The 25,093-nt window shown below is 71.4% G+C and carries 22 protein-coding genes; 18 read left to right on the top strand and 4 right to left on the bottom strand.

What is annotated here, in order from left to right:
* The first annotated feature begins 23 nt into the window (after positions 1-23).
* From ruvC to QMF80_RS09435, 8 genes are all read left to right on the top strand, one after another.
* Positions 24-557 (top strand): crossover junction endodeoxyribonuclease RuvC, encoded by a 534-nt coding sequence (gene ruvC / locus QMF80_RS09470; protein ID WP_283451503.1) that lies wholly within the window; start codon positions 24-26, stop codon positions 555-557.
* Positions 554-1,189 carry a Holliday junction branch migration protein RuvA gene (gene ruvA / locus QMF80_RS09465; protein ID WP_283451502.1) on the top strand — a complete coding sequence of 212 codons (636 nt, stop codon included), beginning with the start codon at positions 554-556 and terminating at the stop codon, positions 1,187-1,189. Before ruvC ends, ruvA begins: the two co-directional genes overlap by 4 nt.
* 76 nt (positions 1,190-1,265) lie before the next feature.
* Entirely contained in the window at positions 1,266-2,354 is a 1,089-nt protein-coding gene (ruvB, locus tag QMF80_RS09460; RefSeq protein WP_283451501.1) for a Holliday junction branch migration DNA helicase RuvB, read from the top strand.
* 163 nt (positions 2,355-2,517) lie between these two features.
* The gene (gene yajC / locus QMF80_RS09455; protein ID WP_283451500.1) at positions 2,518-2,997 is read left to right on the top strand and encodes a preprotein translocase subunit YajC; all 480 of its coding nucleotides are present in this window, start codon (positions 2,518-2,520) and stop codon (positions 2,995-2,997) included.
* A gap of 153 nt (positions 2,998-3,150) precedes the next feature.
* On the top strand, positions 3,151-4,980 hold the full coding sequence (secD, locus tag QMF80_RS09450; RefSeq protein WP_283451498.1) for a protein translocase subunit SecD: 1,830 nt from the start codon (positions 3,151-3,153) through the stop codon (positions 4,978-4,980).
* A gap of 3 nt (positions 4,981-4,983) precedes the next feature.
* Positions 4,984-6,051 carry a protein translocase subunit SecF gene (secF, locus tag QMF80_RS09445; RefSeq protein ID WP_283451496.1) on the top strand — a complete coding sequence of 356 codons (1,068 nt, stop codon included), beginning with the start codon at positions 4,984-4,986 and terminating at the stop codon, positions 6,049-6,051.
* Positions 6,048-6,617: an adenine phosphoribosyltransferase gene (locus QMF80_RS09440; RefSeq protein WP_283451494.1), complete on the top strand. Its 570-nt coding sequence runs from the start codon at positions 6,048-6,050 to the stop codon at positions 6,615-6,617. The genes secF and QMF80_RS09440 overlap by 4 nt, the downstream gene beginning before the upstream one ends.
* A gap of 551 nt (positions 6,618-7,168) precedes the next feature.
* On the top strand, positions 7,169-9,649 hold the full coding sequence (locus QMF80_RS09435) for a RelA/SpoT family protein (protein ID WP_283451492.1): 2,481 nt from the start codon (positions 7,169-7,171) through the stop codon (positions 9,647-9,649).
* A gap of 118 nt (positions 9,650-9,767) precedes the next feature.
* On the opposite strand, the gene QMF80_RS09430 is transcribed toward QMF80_RS09435, so the two are convergent.
* On the bottom strand, positions 9,768-10,997 hold the full coding sequence (locus tag QMF80_RS09430; protein WP_283451490.1) for a DUF349 domain-containing protein: 1,230 nt from the start codon (positions 10,995-10,997) through the stop codon (positions 9,768-9,770).
* A 169-nt stretch (positions 10,998-11,166) separates the two neighbouring features.
* Complete coding sequence (locus QMF80_RS09425) at positions 11,167-11,955, bottom strand: peptidylprolyl isomerase (RefSeq protein WP_283451488.1); 789 nt, start codon at positions 11,953-11,955, stop codon at positions 11,167-11,169.
* A gap of 140 nt (positions 11,956-12,095) precedes the next feature.
* Here QMF80_RS09425 and QMF80_RS09420 point away from each other — a divergent pair, with 140 nt between their 5' ends.
* The 5 genes from QMF80_RS09420 (at position 12,096) to QMF80_RS09400 (ending at position 17,117) form a co-directional block, all read left to right on the top strand.
* Positions 12,096-12,803 carry an MBL fold metallo-hydrolase gene (locus QMF80_RS09420; RefSeq protein ID WP_283451486.1) on the top strand — a complete coding sequence of 236 codons (708 nt, stop codon included), beginning with the start codon at positions 12,096-12,098 and terminating at the stop codon, positions 12,801-12,803.
* Positions 12,804-12,811: 8 nt separating this feature from the next.
* Positions 12,812-14,074 (top strand): histidine--tRNA ligase, encoded by a 1,263-nt coding sequence (gene hisS / locus QMF80_RS09415; protein ID WP_283451485.1) that lies wholly within the window; start codon positions 12,812-12,814, stop codon positions 14,072-14,074.
* Positions 14,075-14,210: 136 nt separating this feature from the next.
* Positions 14,211-14,819, top strand: a complete 609-nt coding sequence (locus QMF80_RS09410) for a vitamin K epoxide reductase family protein (protein ID WP_283451484.1) — start codon at positions 14,211-14,213, stop codon at positions 14,817-14,819.
* A 32-nt stretch (positions 14,820-14,851) separates the two neighbouring features.
* Positions 14,852-16,201, top strand: coding sequence for a replication-associated recombination protein A (locus tag QMF80_RS09405; RefSeq protein ID WP_283451483.1), 1,350 nt, complete (start codon positions 14,852-14,854; stop codon positions 16,199-16,201).
* Positions 16,202-16,397: 196 nt separating this feature from the next.
* Positions 16,398-17,117, top strand: coding sequence for an HNH endonuclease family protein (locus QMF80_RS09400; RefSeq protein WP_283451482.1), 720 nt, complete (start codon positions 16,398-16,400; stop codon positions 17,115-17,117).
* Here the strand turns inward: QMF80_RS09400 and QMF80_RS09395 are convergent.
* A complete protein-coding gene (locus tag QMF80_RS09395; RefSeq protein WP_283451481.1) occupies positions 17,111-18,052 on the bottom strand; it encodes a DUF2470 domain-containing protein in 942 nt (313 codons plus the stop codon). The two genes, QMF80_RS09400 and QMF80_RS09395, sit on opposite strands and share 7 nt — an antisense overlap.
* Before the next feature lie 55 nt (positions 18,053-18,107).
* Between QMF80_RS09395 and rpsD the strand changes: the two genes are divergently transcribed.
* On the top strand, positions 18,108-18,719 hold the full coding sequence (gene rpsD / locus QMF80_RS09390; RefSeq protein ID WP_283451479.1) for a 30S ribosomal protein S4: 612 nt from the start codon (positions 18,108-18,110) through the stop codon (positions 18,717-18,719).
* A 22-nt stretch (positions 18,720-18,741) separates the two neighbouring features.
* On the opposite strand, the gene QMF80_RS09385 is transcribed toward rpsD, so the two are convergent.
* A complete protein-coding gene (locus QMF80_RS09385) occupies positions 18,742-20,928 on the bottom strand; it encodes an ATP-binding protein (protein WP_283451476.1) in 2,187 nt (728 codons plus the stop codon).
* 135 nt (positions 20,929-21,063) lie between these two features.
* On the opposite strand from QMF80_RS09385, the gene QMF80_RS09380 reads away from it, so the two are divergent.
* The 4 genes from QMF80_RS09380 to ruvX are packed head-to-tail and all read left to right on the top strand — an operon-like array spanning position 21,064 to position 25,031.
* Positions 21,064-21,513, top strand: a complete 450-nt coding sequence (locus QMF80_RS09380) for a DUF948 domain-containing protein (RefSeq protein WP_283451474.1) — start codon at positions 21,064-21,066, stop codon at positions 21,511-21,513.
* A gap of 7 nt (positions 21,514-21,520) precedes the next feature.
* Positions 21,521-21,874, top strand: a complete 354-nt coding sequence (locus tag QMF80_RS09375; protein ID WP_283451473.1) for a DUF6167 family protein — start codon at positions 21,521-21,523, stop codon at positions 21,872-21,874.
* Positions 21,874-24,558, top strand: coding sequence for an alanine--tRNA ligase (alaS, locus tag QMF80_RS09370; RefSeq protein WP_283451470.1), 2,685 nt, complete (start codon positions 21,874-21,876; stop codon positions 24,556-24,558). The genes QMF80_RS09375 and alaS overlap by 1 nt, the downstream gene beginning before the upstream one ends.
* A gap of 2 nt (positions 24,559-24,560) precedes the next feature.
* Positions 24,561-25,031, top strand: coding sequence for a Holliday junction resolvase RuvX (ruvX, locus tag QMF80_RS09365; protein ID WP_283451468.1), 471 nt, complete (start codon positions 24,561-24,563; stop codon positions 25,029-25,031).
* The last annotated feature ends 62 nt before the right edge of the window (positions 25,032-25,093 follow it).

Genomic DNA, 25,093 nt, shown 5'->3' with positions numbered 1-25,093 from the left:
ACGTACCGACGGAGGAGGGGCCAGTGCGCGTGCTCGGAGTGGACCCCGGCCTGACCCGGTGCGGGGTCGGCGTGGTCGAGGGGGTCGCGGGCCGTCCGCTCACCATGCTCGGAGTGGGCGTCGTACGCACCCCCGCGGACGCCGACATCGGCCTCCGGCTGGTCGCCATCGAGGCCGGGCTGGAGGCCTGGCTCGACGAGCACCGGCCCGAAGTCGTCGCGGTGGAGCGGGTCTTCAGCCAGCACAACGTGAGCACCGTCATGGGCACCGCCCAGGCCAGCGCGGTGGCGATGCTCTGCGCCGCGCGCCGCGGACTGCCCGTCGTCCTGCACACCCCCAGCGAGGTCAAGGCCGCCGTCACCGGCAGCGGCCGCGCCGACAAGGCGCAGGTCGGCGCGATGGTGACCCGCCTGCTGCGGCTCGCCGCACCCCCCAAGCCCGCCGACGCGGCCGACGCCCTCGCCCTCGCCATCTGCCACATCTGGCGCGCCCCCGCCCAGAACCGTCTCCAGCAGGCCGTAGCCCTGCACGCCGCCTCGAAAGGCCGTACCCGATGATCGCCTTCGTCAGCGGCCCGGTCGCCGCGCTCGCCACCACCACGGCCGTCATCGAGGTCGGCGGCGTGGGCATGGCCTTGCACTGCACTCCGCACACCATCGCCGGACTGCGCCTCGGGCAGGAGGCCAAGCTCGCCACCTCCCTGGTCGTGCGCGAGGACTCCCTCACCCTCTACGGCTTCGCCGACGACGACGAGCGGCAGGTCTTCGAGCTGCTCCAGGGCGCGAGCGGGGTCGGCCCGCGCCTCGCCCAGGCCATGCTCGGCGTGCACCGCCCCGACGCGCTGCGCCTCGCCGTCGCCACCGGCGACGAGAAGTCGCTGACCGCGGTCCCCGGCATCGGCAAGAAGGGCGCCCAGAAGCTGCTCCTAGAGCTCAAGGACAAGCTGGGCCAGCCCCTGGGCACCGGAGCCCTGGTCGGCGCCCAGCGGGCCGCCGCGGCCGCAGGACCGGCCCCCTGGACCGAACAGCTCCAGGCCGCCCTCATCGGCCTCGGCTACGCCTCCCGCGAGGCGGAGGAGGCGGTCTCCGCGGTCACCCCGCAGGCCGAAGCGGCGATCGCCGCCGGGGGTCCCGCCCCCGTGCCCCAGCTGCTGCGCGCCGCTCTGCAGACCCTGAACCGCGCCCGCTGACCCCGCGCCCGCTGACCCCGCGGCCGCGGCCGTGGGCGCCGTACGCACCGCACAGACCAGAAGGCAGACTGACACCGTGAACTGGGACCAGAGCGAGCCCCCCGAGAGCGCCGTGGACGCCGAGGCGGACCGGCTGGTCGCGGCCGCCGCCGACGGCGAGGACAGCGCGGTCGAGGCGGCCCTGCGGCCCAAGGACCTCGGGGAGTTCGTCGGCCAGGAGAAGGTGCGCGCGCAGCTCGACCTGGTGCTCAAGGCGGCCCGCCAGCGCGGCGCCACCGCCGACCACGTGCTGCTCTCCGGCGCGCCCGGCCTCGGCAAGACCACCCTCTCGATGATCATCGCCGCCGAGATGGGCGCGCCGATCCGGATCACCTCCGGCCCCGCCATCCAGCACGCGGGCGACCTCGCCGCGATCCTCTCCTCGCTCCAGGAGGGCGAGGTCCTCTTCCTCGACGAGATCCACCGGATGTCGCGGCCCGCCGAGGAAATGCTCTACATGGCCATGGAGGACTTCCGCGTCGACGTGATCGTCGGCAAGGGACCCGGCGCGACGGCGATCCCGCTGGAGCTGCCGCCCTTCACCCTCGTCGGGGCGACCACCCGGGCCGGTCTGCTGCCGCCCCCGCTGCGGGACCGCTTCGGATTCACCGGCCACATGGAGTTCTATGCCCCCGAGGAGCTGGAGCGCGTCATCCACCGCTCCGCGCGGCTCCTCGACGTGGAGATCGACACCGCGGGCGCCGCCGAGATCGCGGGCCGCTCCCGCGGCACCCCGCGCATCGCGAACCGCCTGCTGCGCCGGGTCCGCGACTACGCCCAGGTCCGGGAGGACGGCGTGATCAACCGCGCGGTCTCCGCCACCGCCCTGAAGGTGTACGAGGTGGACGAGCGCGGACTGGACCGGCTGGACCGGGCCGTCCTGGAGGCCCTGCTCAAGCTCTTCGGCGGTGGTCCGGTGGGCCTGTCCACCCTCGCGGTGGCGGTGGGGGAGGAGCGGGAGACCGTGGAGGAGGTCGCCGAACCGTTCCTGGTACGCGAGGGACTGCTGGCGCGGACGCCCAGGGGACGGGTGGCGACACCTGCCGCGTGGGCTCACCTCGGGCTCGTACCGCCGGTCCGTCCCACGACCGGTTCGGGCGGACAAGCGGGGTTGTTCGGGGGCTGACGGCGCGGAGGTTCGACCGGTCAGGAACTGCGGTGCCATGCTGGGCGTTGTTCCATCGGTGTGGACTCGCCTAGACTCCGCCGATGCTGGCCGTAACGGCCGGCATGCCCACCCCCCGTAGAAAAGGCCGCTCACCTGCGGTCGTGCGAAGGATCTTCGTCCCGTGAACAGTAGCCTCTTGACCTTCCTCCCGTTCGTCGTGCTCATCGGGGCGATGTTCCTGATGACGCGCTCCGCCAAGAAGAAGCAGCAGGCGGCGGTGACCATGCGCGACCAGATGGGCCCCGGCACCGGCGTGCGCACCATCGGCGGCGTGTACGCCACGGTGAAGGAGATCGGCGACGACACCGTCACCCTGGAAATCGCCCCCGGCGTGCACGCGATCTTCGCGAAGAACTCCATCGGCGCCGTCCTGGAGGACGAGGAGTACAACCGCATCGTCCACGGCACCGGTGATGATCTGAACATCGACACGCCGGTCGTCCCCGACGACGCCTCCTCGCTGCTCAAGGACGAGCCCGCGGAGGCCGACAAGGCCGACGCCCCCAAGCTCGACCTCGGCAAGAAGGACGAGTCGGCCGCCGAGGAGCCCAAGGACGGCAAGACCGACGGCACGACCGACGGCGAGCCCGGCGTCAAGTAGCGCTCGGCGGGGGACCGCACGGCACCTGATCGGAGGCCGCGGCGGTCCCCTTCAGTGACCCGAATCTGCGGGGGGCAGGGGTCCCCACACACATTTCGTGGCCGTCTGCGCGCTGACCCGGTGCGAGGCGGTTGGACAGGGAGATACGACAAGGTGGCAGCACCGAAGAAGGGCCGGAGGCCCACGGGGGCTCAGGGGAGGCCGGGGCGCGCCCTGGCCCTCATCCTGATCGCGATGGTGGCGCTCACCGCGGGGATGTTCCTGACCGGACAGACGACTCCCCGCCTCGGCATCGACCTCGCGGGCGGTACGAGCATCACGCTCAAGGCCAAGAGCGAACCCGGCAAGCCGGACTCGATCAACCCGACCAACATGAACACCGCGGTCGGCATCATCGAGCGCCGTGTCAACGGTCTCGGCGTCTCGGAGGCCGAGGTCCAGACGCAGGGCCGCGACCACATCATCGTGAACATCCCCAAGGGGACGAACGAGAAGCAGGCGCGCGACCAGGTCGGTACGACCGCCCAGCTGTACTTCCGGCCCGTCCTGGCCTTCGCGGACGGCAAGCCGATCGCTCCCCAGCCCACCGCCTCAACGGGCGCCTCCGGCAACCCGTCGCCCACGCCTTCGGCGGGTACCTCCGGTGCCCCGAAGGGCGACGGCGGCAAGAGCGCCTCGCCCAACCCGTCGTCCAGCGCCACTTCCCAGGGCCGTGCCGTACCCGAGGCCCTGATGGCCACCGGCAGCCCCACTCCCTCGCCCTCGGCGAGCGAGTCGAAGAAGGCAGACGACACCAAGGCGCCCACTCCGGCCCCCTCGGGCGCGGACGCGGCCGTCGCCGACCTCCAGGCGAAGTTCGTCGCCCTCGACTGCACCGACGACAAGCAGCGCGCGGCCGTCGGCCTGGGCGTCAAGCCCGGCGACCCGACGCTCGCCTGCGGCAAGCGCGGCGGAACCTGGGGCAAGTGGGTCCTCGGCCCGGCCGGGGTCGACGGCCAGGACGTCAAGGACGCGAAGGGTGTCATCGACACCCAGCGCGGTCAGTGGATCGTCACCATGCAGTTCACCGACAAGGGCGCCGACAAGTTCGCCAAGATCACCGGTGAGCTGGCCACCAAGCAGTCCCCGCAGAACCAGTTCGCGATCGTCCTCGACAACGAGGTCATCTCGGACCCGTACGTCAGCCAGGCCCTGACCGGCGGCAGCGCCGAGATCTCCGGCGGCTTCACCCAGCAGAGCGCGCAGGACCTGGGCAACATGCTCTCGTACGGCGCCCTGCCGCTGTCCTTCCAGGAGGACAGCGTCACCACCGTCACCGCCGCGCTCGGCGGCGAGCAGCTGAAGGCCGGCCTCATCGCCGGCGCCATCGGCCTCGCCCTCGTCGTGATCTACCTGCTGGCGTACTACCGGGGCCTCGCGTTCATCGCGATCATCAGCCTCGTCGTCTCCGGCATCCTCACCTACACGATCATGGCGCTGCTCGGAAAGGGCATCGGGTTCGCGCTGAACCTGCCCGCCGTCTGCGGTGCGATCGTCGCCATCGGCATCACCGCGGACTCGTTCATCGTGTACTTCGAACGCATCCGCGACGAGATCCGCGAGGGCCGCACCCTGCGCCCCGCCGTGGAGCGCGCCTGGCCGCGGGCCCGACGCACCATCCTGGTCTCCGACTTCGTGTCGTTCCTGGCCGCGGCGGTCCTGTTCATCGTCACCGTCGGCAAGGTGCAGGGCTTCGCCTTCACCCTGGGTCTGACGACCCTGCTCGACGTGGTCGTGGTGTTCCTCTTCACGAAGCCGGTCATGACCCTGCTGGCCCGCACGACGTTCTTCTCCAGCGGCCACCCGTGGTCCGGGCTCGACCCGAAGCGGCTCGGCGCCAAGCCGCCGCTGCGCCGGTCCCGTCGTACCGGCTCCGGTACCGGTTCCGATTCCGGTGCGGGTGCCTCCGCAGTCTCCGCCCCCGTCGACGCAAAGGAGGCGTGAGAGATGTCGAAGCTGGGAGATCTCGGCGCCAAGCTGTACCGCGGTGAGGTCGGATACGACTTCGTCGGCAAGCGCTTTCTCTGGTACGGCGTTTCCATCCTGATCACCATCACGGCGATCGTGGCCCTGGCCGTACAGGGCCTCAACATGGGCATCGAGTTCAAGGGCGGTGCCGTCTTCACCACTCCGAAGACGGCCGTCTCGGTCGCCAAGGCCACCGCGGACGCCGAGAAGGCCTCCAGTCACGACGCGACGGTCCAGAAGCTCGGCACCGGCGGCCTGCGCATCCAGGTCTCCGGCCTGGACACCGGCGACGCGGCGAGCGTCAAGAAGCAGCTCGCCGCCGACCTCAAGGTCGCCGAGGCCGACATCAACGCCGACCTGGTCGGCCCCAGCTGGGGCGAGCAGATCGCGAACAAGGCCTGGACCGGCCTCGGTGTCTTCATGGTCCTCGTGGTGATCTACCTCGCGATCGCCTTCGAGTGGCGGATGGCCATCGCCGCCCTCATCGCCCTGATCCACGACCTCACCATCACCGTCGGCGTGTACGCGCTCGTCGGCTTCGAGGTCACTCCGGGCACCGTGATCGGTCTGCTGACCATCCTCGGTTACTCCCTCTACGACACCGTCGTCGTCTTCGACGGTCTCAAGGAGGGGTCGAAGGACATCACCAAGCAGACCCGCTGGACCTTCAGCGAGGTCGCCAACCGCAGCATCAACGGCACCCTCGTCCGGTCGATCAACACCACCATCGTGGCGCTGCTCCCGGTCGGCGCGCTGCTGTTCATCGGCGGCGGCTTCCTCGACGCGGGCATGCTCAACGACATCTCGCTCTCGCTGTTCGTCGGCCTCGCGGCCGGCGCGTACTCCTCGATCTTCATCGCGACCCCGCTGGTCGTCGACTTCAAGGAGCGCGAGCCCGCGATGAAGGCGCTCAAGAAGCGGGTGCTCGCCAAGCGGGCGGCCGCCGAGGCCAAGGGGGAGTCGCCGGACGACTTCACCGAGGCCGAGGAGGGTGGCGGGGTCGTGGCCCAGGGCCGCAACGGGCGCGCCTCGGGGCGTCGCCGATGAGCACCGCCGCCGCGGCGTACGCGCTGCCCGACGGGGTCCAGGAGCTGCTGCTCAGCCGGATCAAGGACGTACCGGACTACCCGAAGCCGGGCGTGATGTTCAAGGACATCACCCCGCTGCTGGCGGACCCGAAGGCGTTCTCCGCGCTGACGGAGGCGCTGGCGGAGCTGTGCGAGGCCCGGGGTGCGACGAAGATCGTCGGGCTGGAGGCGCGCGGGTTCATCCTGGCGGCTCCGGCAGCCGTCCGGTCGGGCATCGGCTTCGTGCCGATGCGCAAGGCGGGCAAGCTGCCGGGGGCGACGCTGGCGCAGTCCTACGAGCTGGAGTACGGCACCGCCGAGATCGAGGTCCACGCGGAGGACCTGGCGCCGGGTGACCGGGTCATGGTCATCGATGACGTGCTGGCCACCGGGGGTACGGCAGAGGCCTCGCTGGAACTGATCCGGCGGGCCGGGGCCGAGGTCGCCGGGGTCGCGGTGCTGATGGAACTGTCGTTCCTGCCGGGGAGGGCGCGGCTGGAGCCGGTCCTCGCCGGGGCGCCGCTGGATGCCCTGATCGTGGTCTGACGGTCCTTCCCCTCCCTTCCCTTCCCTACGCCGAAGCGGCGGGCCCCCCTCCCCGGGGGACCCGCCGCTTCGCCGTTCCCCGGCCGCCCGGCCGAAGCCGCGGGGCCGGGCCGGGGCTGGGGCGCGGGTGCGGTTGCGGCCCCCCGGGTCCGCGCCTCAGGCGGCGCCTCAAACGCCGGCGGGGCTGGGTGTGGCGCGGGCGTGCTGGTTCCCCGGCGGGGCTGGGTGTGGCGCGGGCGTGCTGGTTCCCCGGCGGGGCTGGGTGTGGCGCGGGCGTGCTGGTTCCCCGGCGGGGCTGGGTGTGGTGTGCCCGCAGGGTCAGGGCTGCCTGCGGCCGGTGCCCTCTCCAGCCTCGCCGGCCTTTGAGGCGCCGCCGGGGGCGGCGGGGGGCGACGGGCCATCCGGGGCCGCGCGAGCCACCGCACCCGGTCGGGGTTCCGCGGACACGTCGGCGGGTCCGGAGGGTGGGCGGGGCGGACGGTGGGGCGGAAGCCTCGCTACCATGGGTTATCCGGACCTGACCGGGCCCCGGATCCGCATGAGGAGCACTCTTGCCAGACGAGGTCCAGCCACTCTCCGCCGCGCAGCCCGACCCGCAGGGCGAGCCCGAGCAGCCTGCGGCGGACGCCGCGACGCCCCCTCCGGCCCCGGCCGCGTCTCCGGCCCCGGCCGTGTCCCCGGCTCGAGCCCCGGCCACCCCGGCACGGCCCGCGCCCGCGAAGCCCGGCGGCGGGTCCTCCAACCGGGTGCGCGCCCGGCTCGCCCGGCTGGGCGGCCAGAAGTCCAACCCGTACAACCCGGTCCTGGAACCCCTGCTGCGCATAGTCCGCAGCAACGACCCGAAGATCGAGAGCGCCACCCTCCGCCAGATCGAGCAGGCCTACCAGGTCGCCGAGCGCTGGCACCGGGGCCAGAAGCGCAAGAGCGGCGACCCGTACATCACGCACCCGCTCGCGGTCACGACCATCCTCGCCGAACTGGGCATGGACCCCGCCACCCTGATGGCCGGTCTGCTCCACGACACCGTGGAGGACACGGAGTACGGCCTGGAGCAGCTCAGACGCGACTTCGGCGACGCCGTAGCCCTCCTCGTCGACGGGGTCACCAAGCTCGACCGGGTCAAGTTCGGCGAGGCCGCCCAGGCCGAGACCGTACGCAAGATGGTCGTGGCGATGGCCAAGGACCCCCGAGTCCTGGTCATCAAGCTCGCCGACCGCCTGCACAACATGCGCACCATGCGCTACCTCAAGCGGGAAAAGCAGGAGAAGAAGGCCCGCGAGACGCTGGAGATCTACGCTCCGCTGGCCCACCGCCTGGGCATGAACACCATCAAGTGGGAACTGGAGGACCTCGCCTTCGCGATCCTCTACCCCAAGATGTACGACGAGATCGTCCGCCTCGTCGCCGAGCGCGCGCCCAAGCGGGACGAGTACCTCACCGTCGTCACCGACGAGGTGCAGAGCGACCTGCGCGCCGCCCGGATCAAGGCCACCGTCACCGGCCGTCCCAAGCACTACTACAGCGTCTACCAGAAGATGATCGTCCGAGGACGCGACTTCGCGGAGATCTACGACCTGGTCGGCATCCGGGTGCTCGTGGACACCGTCCGGGACTGCTACGCCGCCCTCGGCACCGTGCACGCGCGATGGAACCCGGTCCCCGGCCGGTTCAAGGACTACATCGCGATGCCGAAGTTCAACATGTACCAGTCGCTGCACACGACGGTCATCGGCCCCAGCGGCAAGCCCGTCGAGCTCCAGATCCGTACGTTCGACATGCACCGCCGCGCCGAGTACGGCATCGCCGCGCACTGGAAGTACAAGCAGCAGACCGTCGCGGGCACCTCCAAGGTCCGCACCGACGTCCCGCAGGCCGCCAAGGGCAGCGCCGGCCACGACACGGTCAACGACATGGCCTGGCTGCGCCAGCTCCTGGACTGGCAGAAGGAGACCGAGGACCCGAGCGAGTTCCTGGACTCGCTGCGCTTCGACCTCTCGCGCAACGAGGTCTTCGTCTTCACGCCCAAGGGCGACGTCATCGCCCTGCCCGCGGGGGCCACTTCCGTGGACTTCGCGTACGCCGTCCACACCGAGGTCGGCCACCGCACCATAGGGGCACGGGTCAACGGGCGGCTCGTACCGCTCGAATCCACCCTGGACAACGGCGACCTGGTCGAGGTCTTCACCTCCAAGGCCGAGGGCGCGGGCCCCTCCCGCGACTGGCTCGGCTTCGTCAAGTCCCCGCGCGCCCGCAACAAGATCCGCGCCTGGTTCTCCAAGGAGCGCCGCGACGAGGCCATCGAGCACGGCAAGGACGCCATCGCGCGGGCCATGCGCAAGCAGAACCTGCCGATCCAGCGCATCCTGACCGGCGACTCGCTCGTCACCCTCGCCCACGAGATGCGCTACCCCGACATCTCCTCCCTGTACGCGGCGATCGGCGAGGGCCACGTCACCGCGCAGGGCGTCGTACAGAAGCTGGTCCAGGCCCTCGGCGGCGAGGACGCGGCCAACGAGGACATCGAGGAGAGCGCCCCGCCCTCGCGCAGCCGGGCCACGCGCCGCAAGAACGCCGACCCGGGCGTGGTGGTCAAGGGCGTCGACGACGTCTGGGTGAAGCTCGCCCGCTGCTGCACCCCGGTCCCCGGCGACCCGATCATCGGATTCGTCACCCGTGGCAGCGGCGTATCGGTGCACCGCGCCGACTGCGTCAACGTGGACTCGCTCTCGCAGCAGCCCGAACGGATCCTCGCGGTCGAATGGGCCCCGACCCAGTCGTCCGTCTTCCTGGTCGCCATCCAGGTCGAGGCGCTGGACCGGTCCCGGCTGCTGTCGGACGTCACCCGCGTCCTCTCGGACCAGCACGTGAACATCCTGTCGGCCGCCGTCCAGACCTCCCGCGACCGCGTCGCCACCTCGCGGTTCACCTTCGAGATGGGCGACCCCAAGCACCTGGGCCACGTCCTGAAGGCCGTACGCGGGGTGGAAGGCGTCTACGACGTCTACCGCGTCACCTCGGCCCGCCGCCCGTAACCCGGCGACGGGAGCACGGGAGCACGGCGAAGGGAACCCGGCGACGGGAGCACGGCGAAGGGCCCCGGTACGGAACTCCGTACCGGGGCCCCTCCCCGTACCTGGCGGGCGAACCCGGTCAGCCGCCGAACTCCTCCAGGCCCTTGACGGCCTGGTCCAGCAGCGCCTGACGGCCTTCCAGCTCACGCGCCAGCTTGTCGGCCTTCGCGTTGTTGCCCGCGGCGCGCGCCACGTCGATCTGGCCGCGCAGCTTGTCCACCGCCGCCTGCAGCTGACCGGTCAGACCCGCCGCGCGCGCACGCGCCTCCGGGTTCGTCCGGCGCCACTCGGTCTCCTCGGACTCCTGCAGGGCCCGCTCGACCGTGTGCATCCGGCCCTCGACCTTCGGCCGCGCGTCACGCGGTACGTGGCCGACGGCCTCCCAGCGCTCGTTCAGGGAACGGAACGCGGCGCGGGCCGCCTTCAGGTCCGTGATCGGCAGGAGCTTCTCGGCCTCGTCGGCCAGCTCCTCCTTGAGCTTGAGGTTCTCGTCCTGCTCGGCGTCGCGCTCGGCGAAGACCTCGCCGCGCGCCGCGAAGAACACGTCCTGCGCACCGCGGAAACGGTTCCACAGGTCGTCCTCGGACTCGCGCTGCGCCCGCCCGACGGCCTTCCAGTCCGACATCAGATCGCGGTAGCGCGCCGCCGTCGGACCCCAGTCGGTCGACTTCGACAGCGACTCGGCCTCCGCGACCAGCTTCTCCTTGGCCTTGCGCGCGTCCTCGCGCTGCGCGTCCAGGGACGCGAAGTGCGCCTTGCGGCGCTTGGAGAAGGCGGAACGGGCGTGCGAGAAGCGGTGCCACAGCTCGTCGTCCGACTTGCGGTCGAGGCGCGGCAGCGCCTTCCAGGTGTCCACGAGCGCCCGCAGCCGCTCGCCCGCGCTGCGCCACTGGTCGCTCTGCGCCAGTTCCTCGGCCTCGACGACCAGCTTGTCCTTGGCCAGACGGGCCTCGTCGGTCTGCTTTGCCTTCTGGACCTTGCGCTCCTCGCGACGCGATTCCACGGTCGCGACGAGCTTGTCCAGCCGGACCCGCAGCGCGGCGAGGTCACCCACCGCGTGGTGCTCGTCCAGCTGCGTCCGCAGGTGGCCGATCGCCGTCGTCGCGTCCTTGGAGGACAGATCGGTGGTGCGTACCCGCCGTTCGAGGAGGCCGATCTCGACCACCAGGCCCTCGTACTTGCGCTCGAAGTAGGCCAGGGCCTCCTCGGGGGTGCCCGCCTGCCAGGAGCCGACGACCTGCTCGCCATCGGCCGTACGCACGTACACGGTGCCCGTCTCGTCGACGCGGCCCCACGGATCGCTGCTCACAGCGCCTCCTCCACATGATGCCTGCGGGGGTATCAGCCCCCGTGGCATCGTCCACAGTTTCCTAGGGCGGGCAGCGCCCGCCCCGCACAACGCCAACATAGGCGACCGTCGGCCCGGCTGTCCGCATCCAGCACGACGGAATCTCGCCGGTCCGGGCGGCCGCTCCGCCCTAGTTCTTGGTGACCGCGGCCTTCTCGATGGTGACCGGCTTCTTCGGCGCCGGAGCCTTGTCGCCGTCGGCCACACCGCCCTTGGCCACCTCTTCCACGATCTTCAGACCCGCCGCGTCCATCGTGCCGAAGGGGGTGTAGGTCGGTGCCAGCGGACTGTCCTTGTAGACCAGGAAGAACTGGCTGCCGCCGGAGCGGGGCTGGCCGGTATTGGCCATCGCGACCGTGCCCGCCGGGTAGACGACCTGGCCCTGCTCGTTCGCCTTGCCGAGCGCGTCGAGGTTCTCGTCGGCGATGGTGTAGCCGGGGCCGCCCATACCGGTGCCCTCGGGGTCGCCGCACTGGAGGACGAAGATCCCCTCGGTGGTCAGGCGGTGGCACTTGGTGTTGTCGAAGAAGCCCTTGTCGGCGAGCGACTTGAACGAGTTCACGGTCTGCGGGGTCTTCGCCGCATCCATGCCGATCTTGATCTCACCCTCGTTGGTCTTGAGGGAGAAGCTGTACTTCGCCTTCGCGTCGATGGCCATGGCCGGTGACGGGGAGGTCTTCGGCGTGGGAGCGGCGGACGGCGAGGCCGAAGGGTTCGCGGCCGCGTCCGTCTTGTCCTTCTTGCTGTCGAAGACGCCGCCCACCGTCAGGCCGACCAGCACCGCGACCACCGCGGCCGCCGCGGCGCCGATCACGGCCATCCGCTTGCGGGCCTGCTGGCGGGCCGTGGCCCTGCGGGCCTGCTGACGCTCGAACTTCTCCCTGGCGAGCTGGCGCCGCCGCTGATCGCTCGTGACCACCGGGTCTCGTCTCCTTGGGGCTGTGGGACTGTGGGCCGTAAGGAACCACTGTGGCCGTACCGTATATGGGTTCGCTGTGTGATGAGCGTCGCCGGTAGGCTCTGATCTGCATCAACCCCACCTGACGATTGAGGACGAACGTGCTGATTGCCGGGTTCCCCGCCGGGGCCTGGGGGACCAACTGCTATGTGGTCGCCCCCGCCGCGGGTGAGGAGTGCGTCATCATCGACCCGGGCCACCAGGCCGCCCAGGGTGTCGAGGAGACGCTGAAGAAGCATCGGCTCAAGCCCGTCGCGGTCGTCCTCACCCACGGCCACATCGACCACGTGGCCTCGGTGGTCCCCGTGTGCGGAGCGCACGACGTGCCCGCCTGGATCCACCCGCGGGACCGCTACATGATGAGCGACCCGGAGAAGGCCCTCGGCCGCTCCATCGGGATGCCGCTCATGGGCGAGCTGACCGTGGGCGAGCCGGACGACGTCCGCGAGCTGACCGACGGCGCCCGGCTGGGCCTGGCCGGTCTGGAGTTCACCGTCGCGCACGCGCCGGGGCATACGAAGGGATCGGTGACCTTCCAGGTCCCCGAGGCGGCCGACGTCCCGTCGGTGTTCTTCTCGGGCGACCTGCTCTTCGCCGGTTCCATCGGACGCACCGACCTGCCCGGCGGCTCCCACGCCGAGATGCTCGAATCGCTGGCCCGCGTGTGCCTGCCGCTCGACGACTCGACGCTGGTGCTCTCCGGCCACGGTCCCCAGACCAGCATCGGCCGCGAGCGAGCGACCAACCCCTACCTCAGGGAAGTCGCCGCGGGCCACGGAGCGCACCCCGCTCCACGACGAGGAATGTGACGAGTTTCGTGAGTACTTTCCAGGCCCCCAAGGGCACGTACGACCTGCTGCCGCCCCGGTCCGCCAGCTTCCTGGCGGTGCGCGAGGCGATCTCGGCGCCCCTGCGGAACTCCGGCTACGGGTACGTCGAGACCCCCGGCTTCGAGAACGTCGAGCTGTTCTCCCGCGGTGTGGGCGAGTCCACCGACATCGTCAGCAAGGAGATGTACACCCTCACGACCAAGGGCGGCGACGAGCTCGCCCTGCGCCCCGAGGGCACCGCGTCCGTACTGCGCGCGGCCCTCCAGGGCAACCTGCACAAGCTCGGCGGCCTGCCCGTCAAGCTCTGGTACTCCGGCTCGTACTACCGCTACGAGCGGGCGCAGAAGGGCCGCTACCGCCACTTCTCGCAGGTCGGCGCCGAGGCGATCGGAGCCGAGGACCCGGCGCTGGACGCCGAGCTGATCATCCTCGCCGACCAGGCGTACCGCTCGCTGGGCCTGCGGAACTTCCGGATCCTGCTGAACTCGCTGGGCGACAAGGAGTGCCGTCCGGTGTACCGGGAGGCCCTCCAGGACTTCCTGCGCGGGCTGGACCTCGACGAGGACACCGTGCGCCGGGCGGAGATCAACCCGCTGCGCGTCCTCGACGACAAGCGGGACGACGTACAGAAGCAGCTGGTCGGCGCGCCGATGCTGCGCGACTACCTGTGCGACGCGTGCAAGGCGTACCACGAGGAGGTGCGCGCCCTGATCACGGCGGCGGGCGTGGCCTTCGAGGACGACGAGAAGCTCGTCCGCGGTCTGGACTACTACACCCGGACCACCTTCGAGTTCGTCCACGACGGCCTGGGGTCCCAGTCCGCGGTGGGCGGCGGCGGCCGCTACGACGGCCTGTCCGAGATGATCGGCGGCCCCGCGCTGCCGTCCGTCGGCTGGGCGCTGGGCGTGGACCGTACGGTGCTGGCGCTGGAGGCCGAGGGCGTGACCCTCGACATCCCCGCCGCCACCTCGGTCTTCGCGGTGGCGCTGGGCGAGGAGGCGCGCCGGGTGCTCTTCGCCACGGTGACGGAACTGCGCCGGGCGGGCGTCGCGGCCGACTTCTCCTTCGGGGGCAAGGGCCTCAAGGGCGCCATGAAGGACGCCAACCGGTCCGGGGCGCGGTTCACCGTCGTCGCGGGCGAGCGCGACCTCGCCGAGGGCGTCGTCCAGCTCAAGGACATGGAGTCCGGGGAGCAGACCCCGGTCGCCGTGGCCGACGTGGTCGAAACGGTGCGCGCCAAGCTGGCCTGACGGGACGGCGGCCCGGCCCCGGACGCGGGGCCGGGCCGTACCTACTTATGCGCACTGAACGGTGGACGGCGGCCCCCGTACGGCACAATGGCCCCTGCTTGTCGACCTTGCTTGCGCACATGTGGGAGAGCGGCGTATGACGACCACCACCGGTACAGAGGCCCCGCGGACCCTCGGCGGCAGCCGCGCGCTCGCATGGCTGCTGGTGATCACGGGAGCCGCGGGCCTGCTCGCCGCCTGGGTGATCACCATCGACAAGTTCAAGCTGCTGGAGGACCCGGACTTCGTTCCGGGCTGCAGCCTGAACCCGGTCGTCTCCTGCGGCAACATCATGACGAGCGACCAGGCGACCGCCTTCGGCTTCCCGAACCCGATGCTCGGCCTGGTCGCCTACGGGATCGTCGTCTGCGTCGGCATGAGCCTGCTGGCCGGAGCCCGCTTCCGCCCCTGGTACTGGCTGGGCCTCAACGCGGGCGCCCTGTTCGGCGTCGGTTTCTGCACCTGGCTGATGTACCAGTCGCTGTACCGCATCAACTCGCTGTGCCTGTGGTGCTGCCTGGCCTGGGTCGCGACGATCTTCCTCTTCTGGTACGTCACCGCGCACACCGTGCGCGAGGGGCTGCTGCCCGCGCCGGGCTGGCTCAAGGGTTTCTTCGGCGAGTTCGCGTGGGTGCTGCCCGTGCTGCACGTCGGGATCATCGGCATGCTGATCCTGACGCGCTGGTGGGACTTCTGGACCTCGTGAGGACTGTCGGTGGCCTCGCTTAGGCTTTCGGTGTGGAACCAGACCTCTTCACCGCAGCCGCCGAGGACCGCCAGGAGAAAGACCCGTCGAGTTCTCCGCTCGCCGTCCGGATGCGCCCGCGCACCCTGGACGAGGTCGTGGGCCAGCAGCACCTGCTGAAGCCCGGCTCGCCGCTGCGGAGGCTGGTGAACGACGGAGCGGGCGGCCCGGCCGGTGCCTCCTCGGTGATCCTGTGGGGTCCTCCCGGCACCGGGAAGACCACCTTGGCGTACGTCGTCAGCCAGGCCACCCAGAAGCGGTTCGTGGAACTCTCCGCGATCACCGCCGGGGTCAAGGAAGTCCGCGCCGTCATTGAAGGCGCCCGCCGCGCGGCCGGGGGATACGGCAGGGAGACCGTCCTCTTCCTCGATGAGATCCACCGCTTCAGCAAGGCCCAGCAGGACTCCCTGCTGCCCGCCGTCGAGAACCGCTGGGTCACCCTCATCGCGGCCACCACCGAGAACCCGTACTTCTCGATCATCTCCCCGCTGCTCTCGCGCTCCCTGCTGCTCACCCTGGAACCGCTCACCGACGAGGACCTCAGCGCCCTGCTGCGTCGGGCCCTCACCGAGGAGCGCGGCCTGGGCGGGGCGGTCACCCTGCCCGCCGACGCCGAGGCGCACCTGCTGCGGATCGCGGGCGGTGACGCGCGGCGCGCGCTGACCGCGCTGGAGGCGGGGGCCGGATCGGCCATCGCCAAGGGCGACGCCGAGATCACCCTCCAGACGGTGGAGGAGGCGGTCGACCGGGCGGCGGTCACATACGACCGGGACGGCGACCAGCACTACGACGTGGCCAGCGCCCTCATCAAGTCCATCCGCGGCTCGGACGTGGACGCGGCGCTGCACTACCTGGCCCGGATGATCGACGCGGGGGAGGACCCCCGCTTCATCGCGCGCCGCCTGATGATCTCGGCGAGCGAGGACATCGGGCTCGCGGACCCGACGGCCCTGCCGATCGCCGTCGCGGCGGCCCAGGCGGTGGCGATGATCGGCTTCCCGGAGGCGGCCCTGACCCTGTCGCACGCGACGATCGCGCTGGCGCTGGCACCCAAGTCGAATACGGCGACGACGGCCATCGGGGCCGCGTTGGCCGATGTACGCGCGGGGCTGACGGGGTCGGTCCCGGCGCACCTGCGGGACGGGCACTACAAGGGGGCGGCGAAGCTGGGGCACGCGGTGGGGTACGTGTACCCGCACGACGTGCCGGGCGCGATCGCGGCGCAGCAGTACGCGCCGGACGAGATCCACGGGAAGCGGTACTACGAGCCGACGCGGTACGGGGCCGAGGCGCGGTACGCGGACGTGGTCGAGAAGGTCCGGGAGCGGCTGCGCGGCAGCTGACCCGCCGGGGGCTGCGGGGCTCCGCCCCGGACCCCGGCCCTCCGGGTGCGCCTCAAACGCCGGCGAGGCTGAGTGTGCAGCGGGCCTGGCGGGCAGCCCCAGCCCGCCCGGCGGTTGAGGGCAAAACCAGCCCGCCCGGCGGTTGAGGGCGTTGGCTCGGGGCGCGGGGGGTTCGTGGCGGGGCTAGGGTCGGCGCATGGGACTGCGCAAGGTCGGGCCCCTTGCCGCCGCGGCGCTGGCGATCGCGGGGTGTCATCACGCGGACCGGGAGACGGGCGCGCAGGCCAGCGCGGCGGCGTTGGTCGCGCGGGTTCCGCTCGCGAGCCCCGGGTTCCCGCCCGCTCCGGCCACGGCCAGGTCGCAGCTGGCGGGCCTCACCGTCGGGTGGGGCAGGAACTGGCAGACGTACAAGCGGGAGAACTTCGGGCGGTACTGGTCCGACGACACCGACGCCGTCGGCGGACGCAACGGCTGCGACACCCGCGACGACGTCCTGCGCCGCGATCTGAGCGAGCTGCGCGAGGGCGACCGGAATCCCTGCGTCGTGGTGTCCGGGGTGCTGCACGATCCGTACACCGGCAAGGAGCTCCCGTACTCCTACCGGCGCGCCTCGCAGATCCAGACCGACCACGTCGTCGCCCTCGGGGCGGCCTGGCGCGCGGGCGCGTACGCCTGGACCCCGCAGCGCCGGCTGGAGTACGCCAACGACCTGGACGTGCTGCTCGCGGCGGACAAGCGGACCAACTACGACAAGAGCAGCAAGACGGCGGACACGTGGCGCCCGCCCCGCCGGGAGTACTGGTGCGCGTACGCGCGCCGCTACACCGGCATCAAGTACAAGTACCGGCTGTCCGTCACCCCGCCCGAGAAGGCCGCGCTCCAGGAGCTGCTGGCGGTGTGCCCGCAGGGTCAGTGACCGGCCGCGGCGAAGAGGGTGTGCATCGCCCGGCGCAGCCCGCAGATGTCGCGGACCGGCGCCGGGAAGTCGAAGCGGGCGTCGAAGGGGCCGCCCGTACCCCCGGTGAAGCGGACCCGCAGGCCGAGCCGGTCCAGGGCGAGGGGGACCGCGTCCAGAGCGCCGTCGCCGCGCCGGTCGCCGTCGACGCCCCGCGGCCCCAGGAGTCCGCACAGTTCGCGGACCCGGTCCGCGTGGTCGGCGTACAGGTGCTGGAGCAGCTCGCTCTCGTGGGCCACCATCGGGTCCGGCTCGGCGCCGGCCAGCTCGTCGGGGTCCACCGGGCCCGAGCCCCACAGGTCGTCGACGGTGATCTCACCGACCTCCAGCCGCAGCAGCATCCAGGCGGGGCGCCCGTACCGGCCGGGCGCGGGATCGGGTTCGAGGGCCTCGCCCATGCCGAGCAGTTCGCCCACCGGATGGCGCTCGGCGAGCAGCGCGGCGCAGGCGGCGCGGTCGTCCCCGCGCACCGGGGTGAGCCAGCCCGCCAGCCGTGTCCGCCCTCGGATACGATGGGGCACGGACACCGGCGCCACATCCGTGATCTCGATCACGGCGGTGAGGTCGTCGTCCTGGGCGTGAGCGGCGGCCCTGGCAGCCGCGGATTCCCCTGATACCAGGAGAAGCACGTCCCCGTCCGGTGTGACGGTCCGAGCGACCGGAACGCCCGTCCCGAACTCCGCGGGTTCATGTGTGTCGTGAGCACCCGGCAAGGTGAGGGATACTGAGGCGTTGGACTCTACGAGGGTTCGTACGCGTTCGGCTCCGGTGAGCTGTCGAGCGCCTTCCCTGGGACGCGGTTGACTCTGCCAATCGTCGTCGAAAGCAGATTCTGTTTCGTCTGAATCTGAACTTCGACGCGCACTGGGCAGAGGGATCCCAAGTGGTCGAGACATTACGTCCTCCTCGCTAAGGTAAGCCTCACCTAACTTACATGGAGGTAGGTTCCACGTGAACCAGAAGCGACCCAAGGTCAAGAAGTCGCGTGCCCTCGGCATTGCGCTGACCCCGAAGGCCGTCAAGTACTTCGAGGCCCGCCCCTACCCGCCGGGCGAGCACGGCCGTGGCCGCAAGCAGAACTCGGACTACAAGGTGCGTCTGCTCGAGAAGCAGCGTCTGCGCGCCCAGTACGACATCTCCGAGCGCCAGATGGCCCGCGCGTACGACCGCGCGAAGAAGGCCGAAGGCAAGACGGGCGAGGCGCTTGTCGTCGAGCTCGAGCGTCGCCTCGACGCCCTGGTCCTGCGTTCGGGCATCGCCCGCACCATCTACCAGGCGCGCCAGATGGTCGTTCACGGCCACATCGAGGTCAACGGTGGCAAGGTCGACAAGCCGTCGTTCCGTGTCCGCCCGGACGACGTCATCACGGTCCGCGAGCGCAGCCGCGACAAGCACCCCTTCCAGGTTGCTCGTGAGGGTGGCTACGCCGGCGAGGGTGAGGCCCCCCGCTACCTGCAGATCAACCTGAAGGCCCTGGCCTTCCGTCTCGACCGTGACCCGAACCGCAAGGAAATCCCGGTCATCTGCGACGAGCAGCTCGTCGTCGAGTACTACGCCCGCTGATTTCCCTCAGCGAGCGCGGTCCTCACAGGCTGTTCGTCTCGACGGAAGCCCGTCCGCTCCCCTTCGGGGGAGGGGGCGGGCTTTCCGCCGTTCCGCGCGGCCGCGGTACGCCGCCCTCCGCCCGCCGCTCCGGACCCCGCAGGGCCCGCTCCACCAGCGCCTCCAGCGTCAGGTCCCGCCCGTGCCGGGCCGCGGCCTCGTACCGCTCCGCGCCCAGCAGCTCGCCCGCCCGCTCCTGGCACATCAGGCGCGGCGCGTTGAAGTAGGCCGAGCCGAACAGCCGCAGGCCCACCGAGTCCCACAGCTGCTCCGCCGCGCCCTGGAGCACCGCGGCCTCCGCCGGTTCCCCGTCGGTCACCGTCACCAGCGCCAGCAGTTCCAGCGCCAGCACCAGCCCGAGCAGATCGTGGAACGCGTGGTTGATCGCCACGCACTCGGTCAGCAGCCGCCGGGCCTCGGCCGCACCGCCCGCGTCCAGGGCCGCGTAGGCCAGGACGAACAGGGCGTACGCCTTCGCCCAGCGCTCCCCGCGGTCCTCGCAGATCTCCCGGGCCTCCTCGCAGAGCGCCCGCGCGCCCGCCGCGTCCCCCTGGAACGCCATCGACATCGCCAGCTCCACCTGGCACATCAGCACGTTGCTGTTCAGCTCCCCGGCCTCCCGGTAGTGCGTCAGCGCCGCCCCCAGCAGCTCCCCGGCCCGCACCATGTCGTCCGAGAGCAGTGCCAGACAGCCCAGCCGGTGCACGGCGTAGGCCGTGGCCACCGGGTTGCCGGACAGCGCGGCCGCGTCCCGGCACTCGTGCAGCGCGCTCATCGAGGCCACCGTGTCGCCCTGGAGCGCCGCCACGTACCCGAGCACCCACAGGGCCTTCAGGCGCGCCGACCCGTACTGCGGCCCCGCGCGCCCGACCGGCTCCAGCGACCGGTCCAGCCAGAGACGGCCCTCGGTGAGCCGCCCGCAGCCCGCCCAGTAGAACCACAGGGTCCCCGCCAGGTACTGGCCCAGGTGGATCTCCTCCGGATCCTCCAGGCAGCACTCCAGTGCGAGCCGCAGGTTCGGCAGCTCCGCCTCCACCAGCGCCGCCACCTCGTGCTGGCGCGAGCTGAACCAGTCCAGCTCGCACCAGGTCGCCAGGCCCGTGTACCAGTCGCGGTGGCGCTGGCGCAGCCGCGCCGCGTCGCCGAGCGACTCCAGCCAGCCCGCCCCGTACATCCGTACGGTCTCCAGCATCCGGTAGCGGACCCCGGCCGGGGTCTCCTCGCGCACCAGCAGCGACTGCCCCAGCAGCTCGCCGACCAGGTCCAGCACGCTCTCCACCGGCAGGTCCGGGCCCGCGCACACGTATTCCGCCGCGTCCAGGTCGAACCGGCCCGCGAACACCGACAGCCGGGCCCACAGCAGCCGCTCCCCGGGCGTGCACAGCTCGTGGCTCCAGCCGATCGCCGTCCGCAGCGCCCGGTGCCGGGGCAGCGCCCCGCGCGCCCCGCCGGTCAGTAGTGCGAAGCGGTCCTCCAGCCGGGCCAGTACCTGCGCCGGGGACAGCGCCCGCAGCCGCCCCGCCGCCAGTTCCAGGGCCAGCGGAATTCCGTCCAGGCGCGCGCACAGCTCGGCCACCACCGCCCGGTCCGCCCTGGTCGGGGCGAAGGCCGGATCGGCCGCGGCGGCCCGTTCGGTGAGCAGGGTCACCGCGTCGGCGGTCTCCAGCGGGGCCAGCGGGAAGGACTGCTCCCCGGCCAGCGCCAGCGGCCGCCGCCCGGCCGCGAGCACGCGCAGCCCGGGGGCGCGGCGCAGCAGTTCGAGGAGCAGCTCCGCACACTCCTCGACCAGTTGTTCGAAGCCGTCCAGGACGAGGAGCAGCTCCCGCCCGGCCAGGTGCTCGGCCAGTACGGTCCGGGGCGGGCGGACGGTGTGGTCGGTGAGCCCGAGGGCCTCGGCGAGCGCCAGCTCCAGCAGCGCCGGATCGCGTACGGCCGACAGCTCGGCCAGCCAGACACCGTCGCAGTAGCGTTCCTGCGCCCTCCTGGCCGCCGCGAGCACCAGCCGGGACTTGCCCACGCCGCCCACGCCGGTCACCGTCACCAGCCGCGCACCCGCCAGCAGCCGCTCCAGCTCCGCGAGTTCGGGGCCCCGCCCGACGAACCCGTTCAGCTCCGAGGGAAGATTGCCGGACACCGGCGTGGCGGGGAGAGAGTCGTCGGGTCGTCGCATGGGACACGGAGGGTACTGGTCCGGACGCGCTGCGTACAAGGCGCTCCCGGGAACCACGGAATTCGGGTAGGGCCGCGGATCTCCGGCGCGATAGGGTCGGGGGACGAGTTTTCAACACGCAGAGAGCGGTGCAAAGTGTCCGGTGCAGAGGTGGCCGGGATCCTCGTGGCCGTCTTCTGGGCGATCCTGGTCTCGTTCCTCGCGCTCGCGCTGGCGCGGCTGGCCCAGACGCTCAAGGCGACCACCAGGCTGGTGGCCGAAGTGACCGAACAGGCCGTCCCGTTGCTGGCGGACGCCTCCACGACCGTCCGCTCCGCGCGCACCCAGCTCGACCGGGTCGACGCCATCGCCAGCGACGTCCAGGAAGTCACCTCCAACGCCTCCGCGCTGTCGAGCACCGTGGCCTCCGCCTTCGGCGGCCCGCTCGTCAAGGTCGCGGCCTTCGGCTACGGAGTGCGCAAGGCGCTCGGGCGCAAGGACGCGGCGGGAGCCGCCGCGAACGCCGCGCCCCGGCCGACACCCAGGCGTACCGTGATCGTCGGGCGGACCGTGCCTGCGGCCCGGCGCCGGAAGCAGAAGGACTGAGACCGCGATGTTCCGCCGTACCTTCTGGTTCACCGCAGGCGCAGCCGCCGGCGTGTGGGCCACCACCAAGGTCAACCGCAAGATCAAGCAGCTGACCCCGGAGAGCCTCGCCGCCCAGGCCGCCGACAAGGCGCTCGAGGCGGGCCACCGGCTCAAGGGGTTCGCCCTCGACGTCAAAGCGGGAATGACGCAGCGCGAGGGCGAGCTGAACGACGCCCTGGGTCTGCACCAGGACCCCGACCGGCCCGACAACGTCACCGCCCTCTCCGGGCCGCGGCGGCTGCGCGCCCTCGGAACCGACCCGGGCGCCGAGAACCACCACCCCACGAAGTTTTCGTACAACCGGAATGAGGACCACTGATGGAGTCGGCTGAAATCCGCCGCCGCTGGCTGAGCTTCTTCGAGGAGCGCGGTCACACCGTTGTCCCTTCGGCGTCGCTCATCGCGGACGACCCGACTCTGCTGCTGGTGCCCGCGGGCATGGTTCCGTTCAAGCCGTACTTCCTGGGCGAGGTCAAGCCGCCCGCGCCGAGGCTCACCAGCGTCCAGAAGTGCGTGCGTACGCCGGACATCGAAGAGGTCGGCAAGACCACCCGCCACGGCACGTTCTTCCAGATGTGCGGCAACTTCTCCTTCGGCGACTACTTCAAGGAAGGCGCCATCACGTACGCCTGGGAGCTGCTCACCGGCTCCCTCGCCGACGGCGGCTTCGGCCTGGAGCCGGAGAAGCTCTGGATCACCGTCTACCTCGACGACGACGAGGCCGAGCGGATCTGGCGCGAGAAGATCGGCGTACCGGCCGAGCGCATCCAGCGCCTGGGCAAGAAGGACAACTTCTGGTCCATGGGCGTCCCGGGCCCCTGCGGTCCGTGTTCCGAGATCAACTACGACCGCGGCCCCGAGTTCGGTGTCGAGGGCGGCCCCGCCGTCAACGACGAGCGGTACGTGGAGATCTGGAACCTGGTCTTCATGCAGTACGAGCGGGGCGCCGGGGAGAGCAAGGAAGACTTCCCGATCCTCGGTGACCTGCCGTCGCAGAACATCGACACCGGTCTCGGCCTCGAACGCCTCGCGATGATCCTGCAGGGCGTACAGAACATGTACGAGACCGACACCCTGCGCGTGGTCATGGACAAGGCCACCGAGCTGACCGGCGTGCGCTACGGCGCCGCGCAGGACACCGACGTCTCGCTGCGCGTGGTCGCCGACCACATCCGCACCTCCGCCATGCTCATCGGCGACGGGGTCACCCCCGGCAACGAAGGCCGCGGCTACGTGCTGCGCCGCATCATGCGCCGCGCCATTCGCAACATGCGCCTCATGGGCGCCACGGGCCCCGTCGCACTGGAGCTCATCGGCGTCGTCGTCGACACCATGGGCCTGCAGTACCCGGAGCTGGTCACCGACCGCAAGCGGATCGAGACCGTCGTTCTCGCCGAAGAGGCCGCCTTCCTCAAGGCCCTCAAGGGCGGCACGAACATCCTCGACAGCGCCATCACGGAGACCAAGGCCGCGGGCGGCTCGGTCCTCGCGGGCGACAAGGCGTTCCTGCTCCACGACACCTGGGGCTTCCCGATCGACCTCACCCTCGAAATGGCCTCCGAGCAGGGCCTTTCGGTGGACGAGCCGGGCTTCCGCCGCCTGATGCAGGAGCAGCGCGACAAGGCCAAGGCCGACGCCCGCGCCAAGAAGACCGGTCACGCCGACCTGTCCGCCTACCGCGAGGTGGCCGACACCTCGGGCGCGACCGAGTTCACCGGCTACGCCACCACCGAGAACGAGTCCACCATCGTCGGCCTCCTCGTCGACGGCGTCTCCTCCCCGGCCGCCTCCGAGGGCGACGAGGTCGAGATCGTCCTGGACCGCAGCCCCTTCTATGCCGAGGGCGGCGGCCAGCTCGCCGACCAGGGCCGGATCAAGCTGCACTCCGGCGCGGTCGTCGAGATCCGCGACGTACAGAAGCCGGTCCCCGGCGTGCACGTGCACAAGGGTGTCGTCCAGGTCGGCGAGGTGACGGTCGGCGCCTCCGCCTACGCCGTCATCGACGTCAAGCGCCGCCGGGCCATCGCCCGCGCGCACTCGGCCACCCACCTGACCCACCAGGCGCTGCGCGACGCCCTCGGCCCGACGGCCGCCCAGGCCGGTTCCGAGAACTCCCCGGGCCGCTTCCGCTTCGACTTCGGCTCGCCGAACGCCGTTCCCGGCGCCGTGCTCACCGACGTGGAGCAGAAGATCAACGACGTGCTCTCGCGCGAGCTGGACGTCACCGCCGAGGTCATGAGCATCGACGAGGCGAAGAAGCAGGGCGCCATCGCCGAGTTCGGCGAGAAGTACGGCGAGCGCGTGCGCGTCGTCACCATCGGCGACTTCTCCAAGGAGCTGTGCGGCGGCACCCACGTGGGCAACACCGCCCAGCTCGGCCTGGTCAAGCTGCTCGGCGAATCCTCCATCGGCTCCGGCGTGCGCCGCGTCGAGGCCCTCGTCGGCGTGGACGCCTACAACTTCCTCGCCCGGGAGCACACGGTCGTCGCCCAGCTCCAGGAGCTGGTCAAGGGCCGCCCCGAGGAGCTGCCGGAGAAAATCGCCTCCATGCTCGGCAAGCTGAAGGACGCCGAGAAGGAGATCGAGAAGTTCCGCGCCGAGAAGGTGCTCCAGGCCGCCGCCGGTCTCGCCGCCGGGGCCCAGGACGTCCGCGGCGTCGCCCTGGTCACCGGCCAGGTGCCGGACGGCACCGGCGCCGACGACCTGCGCAGGCTGGTCCTCGACGTCCGTGGCCGGCTCGGTCAGCTTCCCGGGCAGGGCGACCGGCCGGTCGTCGTGGCCCTCTTCACCGTCGCGAGCGGTCGCCCGCTCACCGTCATCGCCACCAACGAGGCCGCCCGCGAGCGCGGCCTCAAGGCCGGTGACCTGGTGCGTACGGCCGCCAAGACCCTCGGCGGCGGTGGCGGCGGCAAGCCGGACGTCGCCCAGGGCGGCGGCCAGGACCCGACGGCCATCGGCGACGCCGTCGCCGCGGTCGAGCGCCTCGTCGGCGAGACGGCCTGACGATGACGCTGCGCCGTGGCCGACGCCTCGCGATCGACGTCGGTGACGCCCGGATCGGGGTCGCCTCGTGCGACCCCGACGGGGTGCTCGCCACACCGGTCGAAACCGTGCCGGGACGTGACATCCCGGCCGCGCACAAGCGGCTGCGCCAGCTCGTAGCGGAGTACGAACCCCTTGAAGTCGTGGTCGGCCTCCCCCGCTCGCTCAGCGGGCGGGAGGGGCCCGCCGCGGCCAAGTGCCGGGCCTTCGCCATGGAACTCGCCAAGGGGATCAAACCCGTGACGGTCCGCCTCGTGGACGAGCGGATGACCACGGTCACCGCGGCCCAGGGGCTGCGGGCGGCGGGGCGCAACGCCAAGAAGGGCCGTTCGGTCATCGACCAGGCGGCCGCTGTGGTCATCCTTCAGAACGCTCTGGAGACCGAACGGGTATCAGGTAATCCGCCCGGTGAGTGCGTCGAAGTGGTTGTCTGATCGCGATACGGTAACGTTCCGCGCGATGTGGCGGCATTCGAACAGCCGTCTCCCACCACTTC

Source organism: Streptomyces sp. G-G2, assembly GCF_030063135.1.
GTDB lineage: Bacteria > Actinomycetota > Actinomycetes > Streptomycetales > Streptomycetaceae > Streptomyces.
The sequence above is the reverse complement of the archived record's forward strand: the minus strand, read 5'-3'. Positions and strand labels throughout refer to the sequence as shown.